Origin of the sequence: Mesorhizobium sp. M2A.F.Ca.ET.046.03.2.1 (assembly GCF_003952425.1) — a bacterium.
Lineage (GTDB): Bacteria > Pseudomonadota > Alphaproteobacteria > Rhizobiales > Rhizobiaceae > Mesorhizobium.
In genome coordinates, this window is record NZ_CP034449.1 from 2,623,384 (window position 1) to 2,636,670 (window position 13,287).

The 13,287-nt window shown below is 63.9% G+C and carries 11 protein-coding genes; 6 read left to right on the plus strand and 5 right to left on the minus strand.

The genetic code is table 11. From position 1 onward, the window contains the following. Nucleotides 1-133 precede the first annotated feature (133 nt). The 6 genes from EJ072_RS12395 to EJ072_RS12420 all read left to right on the plus strand — a co-directional run bounded on the left by EJ072_RS12395 (nucleotide 134) and on the right by EJ072_RS12420 (nucleotide 6,543). Entirely contained in the window at nucleotides 134-1,042 is a 909-nt protein-coding gene (locus EJ072_RS12395; protein ID WP_126079955.1) for an N-acetylmuramic acid 6-phosphate etherase, read from the plus strand. 53 nt (nucleotides 1,043-1,095) lie between these two features. Beyond that, on the plus strand, nucleotides 1,096-2,370 hold the full coding sequence (locus EJ072_RS12400; RefSeq protein WP_126079956.1) for an ABC transporter substrate-binding protein: 1,275 nt from the start codon (nucleotides 1,096-1,098) through the stop codon (nucleotides 2,368-2,370). Between the two features lie 242 nt (nucleotides 2,371-2,612). After that, nucleotides 2,613-3,542: a sugar ABC transporter permease gene (locus EJ072_RS12405; RefSeq protein WP_126083605.1), complete on the plus strand. Its 930-nt coding sequence runs from the start codon at nucleotides 2,613-2,615 to the stop codon at nucleotides 3,540-3,542. 8 nt (nucleotides 3,543-3,550) lie between these two features. Then, nucleotides 3,551-4,390, plus strand: coding sequence for a carbohydrate ABC transporter permease (locus EJ072_RS12410; RefSeq protein WP_126079957.1), 840 nt, complete (start codon nucleotides 3,551-3,553; stop codon nucleotides 4,388-4,390). Nucleotides 4,391-4,470: 80 nt separating this feature from the next. After that, entirely contained in the window at nucleotides 4,471-5,529 is a 1,059-nt protein-coding gene (locus tag EJ072_RS12415; RefSeq protein WP_126079958.1) for a Gfo/Idh/MocA family oxidoreductase, read from the plus strand. A 15-nt stretch (nucleotides 5,530-5,544) separates the two neighbouring features. Then, a complete protein-coding gene (locus tag EJ072_RS12420; RefSeq protein WP_126079959.1) occupies nucleotides 5,545-6,543 on the plus strand; it encodes an ABC transporter ATP-binding protein in 999 nt (332 codons plus the stop codon). A gap of 8 nt (nucleotides 6,544-6,551) precedes the next feature. Here the strand turns inward: EJ072_RS12420 and EJ072_RS12425 are convergent, their stop codons facing one another. The 5 genes from EJ072_RS12425 to EJ072_RS12445 form a co-directional block, all read right to left on the minus strand. Continuing rightward, a complete protein-coding gene (locus EJ072_RS12425) occupies nucleotides 6,552-7,397 on the minus strand; it encodes a fumarylacetoacetate hydrolase family protein (RefSeq protein WP_126079960.1) in 846 nt (281 codons plus the stop codon). 173 nt (nucleotides 7,398-7,570) lie between these two features. Further along, the gene (locus EJ072_RS12430; RefSeq protein ID WP_126079961.1) at nucleotides 7,571-8,302 is read right to left on the minus strand and encodes an SDR family oxidoreductase; all 732 of its coding nucleotides are present in this window, start codon (nucleotides 8,300-8,302) and stop codon (nucleotides 7,571-7,573) included. A 216-nt stretch (nucleotides 8,303-8,518) separates the two neighbouring features. Beyond that, nucleotides 8,519-10,894, minus strand: a complete 2,376-nt coding sequence (locus EJ072_RS12435; RefSeq protein ID WP_126079962.1) for an aldehyde dehydrogenase family protein — start codon at nucleotides 10,892-10,894, stop codon at nucleotides 8,519-8,521. A 167-nt stretch (nucleotides 10,895-11,061) separates the two neighbouring features. Next, nucleotides 11,062-12,108: a deoxyribose-phosphate aldolase gene (gene deoC, locus EJ072_RS12440; RefSeq protein ID WP_126079963.1), complete on the minus strand. Its 1,047-nt coding sequence runs from the start codon at nucleotides 12,106-12,108 to the stop codon at nucleotides 11,062-11,064. A 136-nt stretch (nucleotides 12,109-12,244) separates the two neighbouring features. Then, the gene (locus EJ072_RS12445; RefSeq protein ID WP_126079964.1) at nucleotides 12,245-13,069 is read right to left on the minus strand and encodes a ferredoxin--NADP reductase; all 825 of its coding nucleotides are present in this window, start codon (nucleotides 13,067-13,069) and stop codon (nucleotides 12,245-12,247) included. Between the last annotated feature and the right edge of the window lie 218 nt (nucleotides 13,070-13,287).

The following is a 13,287-nucleotide window of genomic DNA, read 5'->3' on the forward strand; positions in this document are numbered from 1 at the left end:
AAAGATTAATCCGTATTTTATTGAAAAATCACGTTAATTTGCCGGAAAGCGAGTTCCGCCACCTGAAATTCGTTAATGCGTGTGGACAAGTGGTATTTTTTTGGTATTGTTCGTTCAGGTCGGAGGAAAATGGATGGCCGAGACGCGCACGGAAGCGCTTCACCAGAATGCCGAGGGGCTGGATGTCGAGGCCCCGGAAGCCATTCTGGCGTTCCTGGCCAACGCCCAGATCGAGGCCGCCAAGGCCGTGCACGGCGCCATTCCGGCGATCGCCGCCGCCGCCGAACTCATCGCGAAGCAGTTGAAGAGTGGCGGGAAACTTGCCTATGCGGCGGCCGGCAGTTCCGGCCTGATGGCGGTGGCCGACGCGCTGGAATTGCCTGGCACCTTCGGCATCGCCCGCGACCGGATCGCCATCCTGATCGCCGGCGGCGACAATGCCTTCCGCACGCTGGCAGGCGGCCCCGAGGACGACACCGAGGAAGCTTCGTCGGCTGTTGCCGCGGCCGCCATCGGCAAGGGCGACTGCCTGATCGCCATCTCCGCAAGCGGCTCCACCCCCTATGCGGTCCAGGCGCTGCAGGACGCACGCAGCCGCGGCGCGGCGACCATCGCCATCGCCAACAACCGGGGCGCCGCGCTGTTCAAGCAGGCCGATGTCGCCATCCTGCTCGAAACGCCACCGGAGCTGATCGCCGGCTCGACGCGCATGGGCGCGGGCACCGCGCAGAAGATCGCGCTCAACATGCTGTCGACGCTTGCCGCCATCCATCTTGGCCATGTCCATGACGGCTACATGGTCAATCTCACCGCCGACAACATCAAGCTGCGCGACCGCGCCGTGCGCATGGTCGCGGCCATCAGCGGCAAGAGCCGCGACGACGCCGCCCGCTTGCTCGAGAAGAGCGGGGGCGTGGTCAAGACCGCCATTCTGCTCGCCGCGGGCGCGGCAAACGCCGATGCGGCCGAGAAGATACTGGAAGGAACCGGCCAAAAGCTTCGGCCGGCGCTTTCCGAGATCGAGGGGAGCAAGGGGCGCTGAGCCTCTGTTCTCATCAAAACCGAACCTGAAAAAGGTCAACAGGGAGACTGAAGATGAAGACCAAACTACTGACGGCCCTTCTGCTCGGCACAAGCATCCTCGGCACGGGCATCCTCGGCACCACCGGGATGGCTCTGGCCGAGGACGTGACGCTCAACATCGAAAGCTGGCGCGGCGACGACCTGACCATCTGGAAGGACAAGCTGATCCCGGCCTTCGAAGCCAAGAACCCCGGCATCAAGGTGGTGTTCGCGCCTTCGGCTCCGACCGAGTATGACGCAGCGCTCGGCGCCAAGCTCGCCGCCGGCTCGGCCGGCGACCTGATCACCTGCCGCCCCTTCGACAAGTCGCTCGAGCTGTTCAAGAAGGGCAACCTCGCCGACATCTCCTCGCTGCCCGGCATGGAGAACTTCTCGCCCGTCGCCAAGGCCGCCTGGCAGACCGATGACGGCAAGTCGAGCTTCTGCGTGCCGATGGCTTCGGTCATCCACGGCTTCATCTACAACAAGGACGCCTTCGACAAGCTCGGCCTCAAGGTGCCGACCACCAACGAAGAGTTCTACGCCGTGCTCGACAAGATCAAGGCCGACGGCACCTACATCCCGATGGCGATGGGCACCAAGGATCTCTGGGAAGCCGCGACCATGGGCTACCAGAATATCGGCCCGAACTACTGGAAGGGCGAGGAAGGCCGCGCGGCCCTGATCAAGGGCGAGCAGAAGCTGACCGATGCCGACTGGGTCGAGCCCTACAAGGAACTGGCCAAGTGGAAGCCCTATCTGGGCGACGGCTTCGAGGCCCAGACCTACCCGGACAGCCAGAACCTGTTCACGCTCGGCCGCGCCGCCATCTACCCGGCCGGCTCGTGGGAGATCGGCCTGTTCAACACACAGGCGCAGTTCAAGATGGGCGCCTTCCCGCCGCCGGTGCAGAAGGCCGGCGATACCTGCTACATCTCCGACCATACCGATATCGGCATGGGCCTGAACGCGGCATCGAAGCATCCGGAAGAGGCCAAGAAGTTCCTGTCCTGGGTCGCTTCGCCTGATTTCGCCACCATCTATGCCAACGCGCTGCCGGGCTTCTTCAGCCTGAACTCGACGCCGGTGAAGATGGAAGACCCGCTGGCGCAGGAATTCGTCTCCTGGCGCGGCAAGTGCAAGTCGACGATCCGCTCGACCTACCAGATCCTGTCGCGCGGCACGCCGAACCTCGAGAACGAGACCTGGGTTGAATCGGCCAACGTGATCAACGGCACCGACACGCCGGAGGCCGCGGCCAAGAAGCTGCAGGACGGCCTCGACAGCTGGTACAAGCCGGCGAAGTAAAGTCGCAGGCAACGGGCCGGCCGGGAACATGCCCGGCCGGCATTCGAACAGCTGTTAGATAGCGATTGTCGGCGCAGCCTCCCGGTCTTACCCTCGATCTCGCGGGGAAAACGGAGCCGATCTGTCGCTGGCCTTGTCTTACCCCCAGAGGGGACAGCCAGGCCGTGCATCGAGGCATCAGCTAGCATCACCGAACTGGAACCCAGAGACGGCGGGGAACCGAACTCATGGACACCGAGACCATGGCTGCAGAAACGCGAGCGAAAAGACCCATACGCTGGCATGTCGGCGTCTTCCTGGCGCCGGCGGTGCTGGTCTACACCGCCTTCATGATCCTGCCGCTGTTCGGCACGCTGCAGCTCTCGCTGTTCCGCAACATCGAGCAGTCCCAGGTGTTTGTCGGCCTCGGCAATTTCCGCACGCTGTTCGGCGATCCGAACTGGTCGGTGAATTTCTGGAATGCGCTCAGGAACAATGTCTGGTTCTTCATCATCCACATGCTGGTGCAGAACCCGATCGGCATCCTGCTGGCAGCGCTGCTTTCCAGCCCCCGGCTGCGCTTCACCGCCTTCTATCGCACGGCGATCTTCGTGCCGACGATCCTGTCCTTCGTCATCGTCGGCTTCGCCTGGAAGCTGATCCTGTCGCCGATCTGGGGCGTGGCACCGCATCTGATGGATTTTGTCGGCTTGAAGAGCTTCTTCACGCCCTGGCTCGGCAAGGAGCAATACGCGCTGACCGCGCTCAGCCTGGTGTCGGTGTGGCAGTTCGTCGGCATCCCGATGATGCTGATCTACGCAGCGCTGCTGTCGATCCCGGACGAGGTGATCGAGGCGGCCGAATGCGACGGCATCACCGGCATGGCGCAGTTCTGGAAGATCAAGCTGCCGCTGATCCTGCCCTCGATCGGCATCATCTCGATCCTGACCTTCGTCGGCAATTTCAACGCCTTCGACCTGATCTACACCGCGCAGGGCGCGCTCGCCGGGCCGAACTATTCGACCGACATTCTCGGCACCTTCCTCTACCGCGCCTTCTTCGGCTTCCAGCTGCAGGTCGGCGATCCGAATATGGGCGCCGCGATCGCCACGATCATGTTCCTAATCATCCTCGCCGGCGTCTGCGTCTACCTGTTCCTCGTGCAGACGCGCCTGCGTCGCTACCAGTTCTGAGGCGCGCCATGAGCCTAGCCACCCGTTCCCTGCCCCGCACCATCGGCGCGCACGCGATCCTTATCACCTACACGGTGATCGCGCTGTTCCCGGTGATCCTGGTGGTGATGAATTCGTTCAAATCGCGCGCGGGCATCTTCGGCGCGCCGCTGACGCCGCCGACACCGAAGACCTTCGACCTGATCGGCTACACCACCGTGTTCGGCCAGGGCGATTTCTTCCACTATTTCCAGAACAGCCTCGTCGTCACTGTCGCCTCGCTGTTCTTCGTGCTTCTGTTCGGCGCGATGGCCGCCTTCGCGCTGTCGGAATACCGCTTCCGCGGCAACACGCTGATGGGGCTTTACCTGGCGCTCGGCATCATGATCCCGATCCGGCTCGGCACCGTCGCCATCCTGCAACTGATGGTGGCGAGCGGGCTGGTGAACACGCTGACGGCGCTGATCCTGGTCTACACCGCGCAGGGCCTGCCGCTGGCGATCTTCATCCTGTCGGAATTCATGAAGCAGGTGTCAAACGACCTGAAGAACGCCGGACGTATCGACGGGCTGTCGGAATATACGATCTTCTTCCGCCTTGTCCTGCCGCTGGTGCGGCCGGCGATGGCAACGGTCGCCGTCTTCACCATGATCCCGATCTGGAACGATCTGTGGTTCCCGCTGATCCTGGCGCCGTCGGAAGAGACCAAGACGGTGACGCTCGGCGCGCAGCTCTTCCTCGGCCAGTTCGTCACCAATTGGAACGCGATCCTGGCGGCGCTGTCGCTGGCGATCCTGCCGGTGCTCATCCTCTATGTCATCTTCTCGCGGCAACTGATCCGCGGCATCACATCGGGAGCCGTCAAGTGAGCCGTAACAGCCAACTCTCCACAGGGCTGCGCTTCACCCCGCCCGGGGTGACACCCTCTCAAAAGAAAGTGGAGCAGTCTGTGAGCGATAAACCCCTTCGTGTCGTCGTCGCCGGCCTTGGCAATATGGGCCGCAGCCATGCGCTGGCCTATCACACCAATCCGGGCTTCGACATCGCCGCGCTGGTCAACCGCTCCGACGTGCCGTTGCCGGAGGGGCTTGGCGGCTACGACATCCGCCGCTCCTTCGAGGAGGTGCTGCGCGACGAGAAGCCGGACGTCGCCGCGATCGCCACCTATTCCGACAGCCATGCCGACTATGCGGTGCGGGCCTTCGAGGCCGGTTGCCACGTCTTCGTCGAGAAGCCGCTGGCGACGACCGTTGCCGACGCGCAACGCGTCGTCGATGCGGCCAAGGCCAACGGCAGGAAACTGGTGATCGGCTATATATTGCGCCACCATCCGTCCTGGATCCGGCTGATCGCCGAGGCGCGCAAGCTCGGCGGTCCATATGTCTTCCGCATGAACCTCAACCAGCAATCCTCCGGCCACACCTGGGAGACGCACAAGCATCTGATGCAGACGACCTCGCCGATCGTCGACTGCGGCGTGCATTATCTCGACGTCATGCTGCAGATCACCGACGCGAGGCCGATCGAGGTGCGCGGCATGGGCGTGCGGCTCAGCGACGAGGTGGCGCCGTCGATGTACAATTACGGCCACCTGCAGGTGCTGTTCGAGGACGGTTCTGTCGGCTGGTATGAAGCCGGCTGGGGGCCGATGATCTCCGAGACAGCCTTCTTCGTGAAGGACGTGATGTCGCCCAGGGGCTGCGTGTCGATCGTCATGAAGGAGGGCGTGAAGTCCGACGACATCGACACCCACACCAAGACCTCGACCATCCGGCTGCATAGTGCGGCGACCGGACCCGACGGCAGCTTGGCCAAGGAAGACCAGCTGCTGTCGATGGAGGGTGAGCCGGGCCACCAGGAGCTCTGCGATCTGGAGCAGGCCTTCCTGCTCAAGGCCATCCGCGAAAATATCGATCTCACCCGCCACATGGACGATGCCGTGAAGTCGCTCGCCGTCTGCCTCGCCGCCGACGAGAGCGTGCGCAGCGGTAACGCCGTCAAACTCTAGAACAGGAACGAAGCCGTGGGCTCGCTGAAGATCGAGAATGTGAAGAAGGCTTTCGGGCCGGTCGAGGTGCTGAAGGGCATCGACCTCGAAGTGACGGACGGCGAGTTCGTCGTCTTCGTCGGCCCGTCCGGCTGCGGGAAGTCGACGCTGCTGCGCGTGATCGCGGGCCTGGAGGACTCGACCTCCGGCCGCGTGCTGATCGACGGCGCCGATGTCTCGGTCACGCCGCCGGCGAAACGCGGCATCGCCATGGTGTTCCAGACCTACGCGCTCTATCCGCATCTGACGGTGAAGAACAACATGGCGCTGGGCCTCAAGCAGGCCGGCACGCCAACCGCCGAGATCGAGCGCCGCATCAAGATCGCATCCGCGATGCTGTCGCTCGAGCCCTATCTCGAGCGCCGCCCTGCGGAATTGTCGGGCGGCCAGCGCCAGCGCGTCGCCATCGGCCGCGCCGTGGTGCGCGAGCCGAAGCTTTTTCTGTTCGACGAGCCGCTGTCGAACCTCGATGCGGCGCTGCGCGTCAACACAAGGCTGGAGATCGCGCAACTGCACCGGCGGCTCAGGGCGACGATGATCTATGTCACCCACGACCAGGTCGAGGCGATGACGCTGGCTGACAAGATCGTCGTCCTCAATGCCGGCCGCATCGAGCAGATCGGCAGCCCGATGGAGCTCTACAATTCGCCGGCCAACGAATTCGTCGCCGGCTTCATCGGCTCGCCGAAGATGAATTTCATCGACGGCGCGCGACTGGGCGAAACGGCGAAGACCATCGGGGTGCGGCCGGAGCATCTGACAGTCGATGCGAATTCCGGCGCCTGGAAGGGCACGGTGGTGCATGCCGAGCATCTCGGCGCCGACACCAACCTCTACCTCGACTGCGAGAAGGCCGGGCTGATCACGGTGCGCATCTTCGGCGTGTACAATGCCGAGCCCGGCGCGACGCTTTATGCGACGCCGGACGCGGCGAAGACGTATCGGCTTGGCGCGGATGGGAAGGTGTTGAGGTAAGCGCCGGCTTACTCGTCCGCCTTGAACGTCTGCTTCTGCTGGCCCATGCCTTCGATGCCGAGCTCCACCACGTCGCCGGCCTTCAGGAACACCGGCGGCTTCATGCCCAGCCCGACGCCGGGCGGCGTGCCGGTGGAGATGATGTCGCCGGGATGCAGCGACATGAACTGGCTGAGATAGGAGACCAGATACTTCACGCCGTAGACCATGGTCTTGGTCGAGCCGTTCTGCATGGTCTTGCCGTTGACGGTCAGCCACATCTTCAGGTTCTGCGGGTCGGCGACCTCGTCCTTGGTGACCAGCCACGGGCCGATCGGTCCGAACGTGTCGCAGGATTTGCCCTTGGTCCACTGGCCCTGGCGCTCGGCCTGGAAGGCGCGCTCCGACACATCATGCGCGACGGCGTAGCCGGCGACATAATCCAGCGCGTCGTCCTCCGAAACATATTTTGCCGTCTTGCCAATGATCACGGCGAGCTCGACTTCCCAATCGGTCTTTTCCGAACCGCGCGGGATGAGCACGTCGTCATCCGGGCCGACGATGGCGGAACTTGCCTTCATGAAGATGATCGGCTCCGGCGGCACCGTGGCGCCGGTCTCGGCGGCGTGATCGGAATAGTTGAGGCCGATGCAGATAAATTTGCCCGTGCCGGCGACGCAGGCGCCCAGGCGCGGCTTGCCGGAGACCACCGGCAGCGTCTTGGGATCGAGCTTGGAGAGCATCTCCAGCGAGGCCGGATGAAGCGTCGTCCCGGCAATATCGGCGACATGAGCGGAAAGGTCGCGGATATTCCCATCCGCATCAAGCAGGCCGGGCTTTTCACTGCCAGCTTCGCCATAGCGCAACAACTTCATCTCAACGTTCTCCACCTTGCGGCCAGCGGCCGTTTTCACAAATTCCCATCAAAGCCAGCGGACCGTAGTCGCCGACCACACCGGCGGCAAGCGAGCCCGCTGCGATGCCGGCCAAATCGTCGAGATTTTCAGACGTTTCGATCCGACCAACCCGCCGACTTCGGAGCCTTTCGTCAGATCGACCAGCCGCCGTCGATGTTGTAGGCCTGCCCCGACGTGTAGGTGGCGCCGGCAAGGTAGACGGCGAGATCGGCGATCTCCTCCGGCGTGCCAAGCCGGCCCATCGGCTGGCGGGCGATGAAGGCCGCTCGCGCCGCCTCATAGTCGCCCTGTGCATGCATGCGGTCCTGCAACGACGGGCTTTCGACCGTGCCCGGGCAGATGGCGTTGCAGCGAATGCCCATGGCGACATAGTCGGCGGCGACCGCCTTGGTCAGGCCGACCACGGCCGCCTTGGTCAGCCCGTAGACGAAGCGGTTCGGCACGCCCTTCTGCGAGCTTGCCAGCGAGGCCATGTTGATGATCGAGCCGTCGCCGCGCTCCAGCATGCCTGGCAGCACGGCGCGGATGGTGCGGATCATCGAACGGACATTGAGGTTGAGCGCGAAGTCGAGATCCTCGTCCTTCATCTCCAGAATTGAACCGCCATGGACGAAGCCAGCGCAGTTGAACAGCACATCGACGCGGCCGATCTCGGCGAAGGCGGAAGCGACGGCCGCGTCGTTCAGCACATCGAGTTTTCGCGTCGTAATGCCGGGGGTTTTGCCCAACTCCGCCAGCAACGGCTCGTTGATATCGGTGGCGTGAACGCTTGCGCCTGCCTTGGCGAAAGCCAGCGCGCTCGCCCGACCGATGCCTTGCGCCGCCGCGGTTATGACAACCACCTTACCTGTCAGATCCGCCATTTTTTTCCTCGCCTGCCTGGAGCGTTTCGCCTCTATCGATGGCCGGCCCCGGGGTGGTGTGCCAGACAGCCGGCATCGTGCGGTCAGATTTCCATTTCACAGATAAAGATGTTTTTTCTCGTTAAAGAACACGCGCCCGAGCGTCAAGCCCGAAGGCGATCACCTTCGCGACAGCGGCTGAAATGGTTCCGTCGCGCGGTGCCTCGGCGGAACGCCTCAGTCGCCGTAAGGCACCCAGACGTTCTTGACCTCAATGGCCCGGCGCAGGAAGGGCTCGCCGGCCGCCTCGCTCGACGTCCAATCGAGCGTGCGGCCATTGCCGGTCCAGACGCGCTTGAGGTTGCCGATGGAATCCGCCTCCGCCTTGGCGCAGGTGTCGGCATCGGCGAACAGCCAGAGCCCGTCGACATCGTCATGCTTGGCCAGCACACCGGCAAGCTCGGCGCTGCGGCCGGTGACGATGTTGATCGCGCCGGCAGGCAAGTCGGAATATTCGATCACCTGGTAGAGGTCGGTGGCCAAAAGCGGATGCCGCTCCGACGGAACCGCGACCACCGTGTTGCCCATGGCGAGCGCCGGGGCGATCAGCGAGATGAAGTTGAGCAGCGGCTGGTTGTCCGGCGCAACGATGCCCACGACGCCGACCGGCTCATGCAACGCAAGCGTCACGACACGGGCCGGCGGCTGATGGACGCGGCCCTCGAACTTGTCGGCGAGGCCGGCATAGAGGAACAGCCGCTCGATCGACTGCTCGACCTCCTCGCGCGCAGCCTTGGCCGTAACGCCCGTCAGCTGAACAAGGCGCGCGGCGAACTCGTCGGCGCGGCCGGACAAGTTCTCGGCGAAATAATAGAGAACCTGGCTGCGGTTGTAAGCGGTCGCATCCGGCCAGGCCTTGCAGGCGCGGGCTGCGGCCACGGCATCGCGGATATCCTTGCGGTTGCCGAGACCGACTTCGCCGGCAAGCTTGCCCTTGGCGGTGGCGACGGCCAGAGAATAGTTGCCGTCCGGCCGCACCTGCTTGCCGCCGATGAACAGCTTTGCGGTGCGGTCGATGGCCGTGCCGTCGGCCTGTTCGACCGGCTGGGCGGACCCGGGGGCCGACGGCTTGATGGCCGGGCCAATGGGAAGCTTTGCCGCCAGATATTCGAACATGCCTTCGCGGCCACCTTCACGGCCGAAGCCGCTTTCGCGATAGCCGCCGAAGCCGCAGGCGGCGTCGAACATGTTGGTGCCGTTGACCCAGACGACGCCGGCCTTCAACTGCGGCGCGACATGCAGGGCCAGATTAACGTTCTCGCTCCACACGGAAGCGGCAAGGCCGTAGCGCGTGTTGTTGGCAAGCTCGATCGCTTCCTCGGTGTTGCGGAAGGTCATGGTCGCCAGCACCGGACCGAACACCTCTTCCTGCGCGAGAATATTAGCCGGCGAAACAGACGTCGCCAGCGTCGGCAGGTGATAATAGCCGGAGGACGGCAAAGCGGCGTCCGGCTGCCAGCATACGGCGCCCTGCTTCGCGCCCTCGGCGATCAAGCCCTTGACGCGGTCGAGCTGGGTGCGGTCGACAAGCGGGCCGATATCGGCGTTCTTGTCGAGCGGGCTGCCGACGCGCAGCCGGCTCATCCTGACCTTGACCTTGGCGATGAAGGCCTCGGCGATACCCTCCTGCACCAGGAGGCGCGAGCCGGCGCAGCAGACCTGGCCCTGGTTGAACCAGATGCCGTCGACCAGACCCTCCACGGCGCTGTCGAGATCGGCATCCTCGAAGACGATGAAGGCCGATTTGCCGCCGAGTTCCAGCGACAGTTTTTTCCCTGAGCCGGCGGTCGCCTTGCGGATGATCTTGCCGACTTCCGATGAGCCGGTGAAGGCGATCTTCTGCACGCCGGGATGATTGACGATGGCCGCGCCCGCCTCAGGCCCGCCCTGGACGATGTTGACAACACCCCTCGGCACGCCGGCTCGCTCGCAGATCTCGGCAAACAGGATCGCGGTGAGCGGCGTGAACTCGGCCGGCTTCAGCACCACCGTGCAGCCGGCGGCCAGAGCCGGCGCGATCTTCCAGGCCAGCATCAGCAGCGGGAAGTTCCACGGAATGACCTGGCCGACGACGCCGACCGGCTTATGGTCGGGAAAATCCTTCTCGAGCGTCTGCGCCCAGCCGGCATGATGGATGAAATGGCGGATCGCCAGCGGCACGTCGATGTCACGGCTTTCGCGGATCGGTTTGCCGTTGTCGATCGATTCCAGCACCGCAAACAGGCGCTGGTGGCGCTGCATGGCGCGGCCGATGGCGTAGAGGATTTTTGCGCGGGCGTAGCCGGAGGAAGCCGACCATTTTGGCAGCGCCTTGGCGGCGGCGGTAACCGCGGCATCGATGTCGGCCGCGCCGGCATCCGAGACCTTCGCAAGCAGCTTGCCGGAGGACGGCTCGCTGGTCTCGAAAATCTTGCCGCCGGCCGCCGCTTTCCAGGCGCCGTCGATGAACAGCGCCTTGGAAAAATCGCAACCGGCGAGCCAGGCATCGGCCTCGTTGCGGGCTTCCGGCGCCGGACCGTATTCCATGGCGTGATAGCGTTCGAGGATGTTCATGGGACGCCTCCTTTACCCTCCCCCTTGTGGGGAGGGTCGATCGGCAAAGCCGATCGGGGTGGGGGTAAACGGTTGATGGTTCGGTTCATTGGATAGGCTATTTTGGTTTTACTACCCCCACCCCGCCGCTGCGCGGCGACCCTCCCCCCAAGGGGGAGGGTGGGAGCCTAGGCCATCGCGTGGCGATGGTTGGCCGAGTAATGGCCCGTCAAATGATGCTCGAGCTGGCGTTCGATGTCGGTGAGCAGGCTCGACGCGCCGAAGCGGAACAGGTCCGGCTCCAGCCACGGCCGGCCGAGCTCTTCCTTCATCAGCACCAGCCAATCGAGCGCGACCTTGGCGGTGGAAATGCCGCCGGCCGGCTTGAAGCCGATGAGATAACCGGTCTCCTCGAAATAGGCGCGGATGGCGCGCACCATGGTGAGGCCGACGGGGAGCGTGGCGTTGACGCTCTCCTTGCCGGTCGAGGTCTTGATGAAATCCGCGCCCGCCATCATCGCGACCATGGAGGCAAGCATGACATTACGCAAAGTGGCGAGATCGCCGGTGCCGAGGATGACTTTCAGATGCGCATCGCCGCAGGCCGTGCGCATGGCGACGATCTCGTTGAACAGCTCGCGCCATTTGGCGCCGTAGACCAGGCCGCGCGGAATGACGACGTCGATCTCGTCGGCGCCGTCCTTCACCGAAGCCTCGATCTCCTGCAGGCGGGTCGACAGCGGCGCAAGGCCGTGCGGGAAGGCGGTGGAGACGGCGGCGACATGGATGCCGGTGCCGCGCACAGCGTCGACCGCGGTGGCGACAAAGGGATGATAGACGCAGACCGCCGCCGGACGGATGGTTTCGCCCGAGATGCCGAGACCCTCGACGATGTCGCGGCGCAGCGGATTGATCGCCTTGGCGCAGAGCCGGCGCACGCGCTCGTCCGTGTCATTGGAATTCAGCGTGGTGAGGTCCATGCAGGCGAGGGCCCGCAGCAGCCAGGCGGCCTGGTTGTCGGCCTTGATCGAGCGCCGCTTGGTCAGCGTCGCGACACGGCGCTCCAGCGCCGAACGGTTGACGCTGCGCACCGATTCCAGGAAGCCGAGATCGAGCTTCATGCCGGGATTGCGGGCAATGCCATGTTCCAGCGGCAGCGGCGTGTTGGCGGCGGCACGCGCCGGCAGCGGCATCACCTTGGAAGCTCCCGCACCTGCTTCGCGGATCGTGCTCATCTCCTGCCCTTTCATTCAGCTGCTTACGCCGAAGGATAGCCCGTGAAGCGATGCTTCACGAGTCTTTCAAAGGCTCATAGCGGAAAAAGGCCGTCGAGGCAGTAGATTTTTGACCGTATGGTCAAATTGAGGCGCCTCAGCCGACGAAGGCGCGCTCGACGACGAAGCTGGCCGGATGGCTCAAGGAGCCCTCCTGGAAGTCGAGGCTTTCGGCGAGTTCCTTGACGTCCTTCAGCATGTGCATCGAGCCGCAGATCATGATGCGATCGGTCTCGGGATTGAGCTTGTCGATGCCGAGATCGGAATAGAATTTTCCGGAGCCGATCAGCGCGGTGATGCGGCCCATGCGCGCCGATTCCTCGCGCGTCGTCGAATTGTAGAGCGTGACGCGGCCGGCGGTCAGCTCGCCGATCAGAGGATCGCTTTCGAGCGCCGCCACCAGTTCCTGGCCGTAAGTGAGCTCGGCAATGTCGCGGCAGGTGTGGGTAAGGATCACCTGGTCGAACTTCTCATAGGTGTCGGGATCGCGCAGCAGGCTGGCGAAAGGCGCGATGCCGGTGCCGGTCGAGATCATGAACACCCGCTTGGCGGGCGTCAGCGCGTCGAGCACCAGCGTGCCGGTCGCCTTCTGGCGCATGATGACGGTGTCGCCGACCTGGATCTTCTGCAGCTCGGAGGTAAGCGGGCCGTCCGGGACCTTGATCGAGAAGAATTCCAGCTCGTCGTCCCAGGCGGGGCTGGCGACCGAGTAGGCGCGGAAGATCGGCTTCTCGGCATTGGGCAGGCCGATCATGACGAACTCGCCGGAGCGGAAACGCAGCGACTGCGGGCGGGTGATGCGGAAGGAGAACAGCCGGTCGGTGTAATGCTTCACCGACACCACGGTCTCGGCGTAGACATTGGCCGGGATCGGGAACTGCAGCGGCCTTGCGCCGGCGGTGTTCAACGCGGATGTGTTCATCAAACCCAACTTTCCGGCCCAGACAAACGCACTGGGCGCCAAACTTTCTCCTGCGCGTCCGAACGGTCAGGTTCCGACGTGCCCGCTGCACATTGCCAAGCGGTAAGCTCTTGTGTCCGAAACTTATTAGTATACAAATGATCTCGAGGTCAAGATGGCGACGTAAAATGCCTTTCCAAACCAAGGCATATCCGTAGTCCTGCTATTTCGGGTTTCGG

What these genes read in the sequence shown, in the direction of transcription:
- deoC (WP_126079963.1), bottom strand. Translation starts at nt 12,108, where the DNA reads ATGAGCACGATCCGCGAAGCAGGTGCGGGAGCTTCCAAGGTGATGCCG.
- EJ072_RS12395 (WP_126079955.1), top strand. Translation starts at nt 134, where the DNA reads ATGGCCGAGACGCGCACGGAAGCGCTTCACCAGAATGCCGAGGGGCTG.
- EJ072_RS12405 (WP_126083605.1), top strand. Translation starts at nt 2,613, where the DNA reads ATGGCTGCAGAAACGCGAGCGAAAAGACCCATACGCTGGCATGTCGGC.
- EJ072_RS12425 (WP_126079960.1), bottom strand. Translation starts at nt 7,397, where the DNA reads ATGAAGTTGTTGCGCTATGGCGAAGCTGGCAGTGAAAAGCCCGGCCTG.
- EJ072_RS12445 (WP_126079964.1), bottom strand. Translation starts at nt 13,069, where the DNA reads ATGAACACATCCGCGTTGAACACCGCCGGCGCAAGGCCGCTGCAGTTC.
- EJ072_RS12430 (WP_126079961.1), bottom strand. Translation starts at nt 8,302, where the DNA reads ATGGCGGATCTGACAGGTAAGGTGGTTGTCATAACCGCGGCGGCGCAA.
- EJ072_RS12410 (WP_126079957.1), top strand. Translation starts at nt 3,551, where the DNA reads ATGAGCCTAGCCACCCGTTCCCTGCCCCGCACCATCGGCGCGCACGCG.
- EJ072_RS12400 (WP_126079956.1), top strand. Translation starts at nt 1,096, where the DNA reads ATGAAGACCAAACTACTGACGGCCCTTCTGCTCGGCACAAGCATCCTC.
- EJ072_RS12435 (WP_126079962.1), bottom strand. Translation starts at nt 10,894, where the DNA reads ATGAACATCCTCGAACGCTATCACGCCATGGAATACGGTCCGGCGCCG.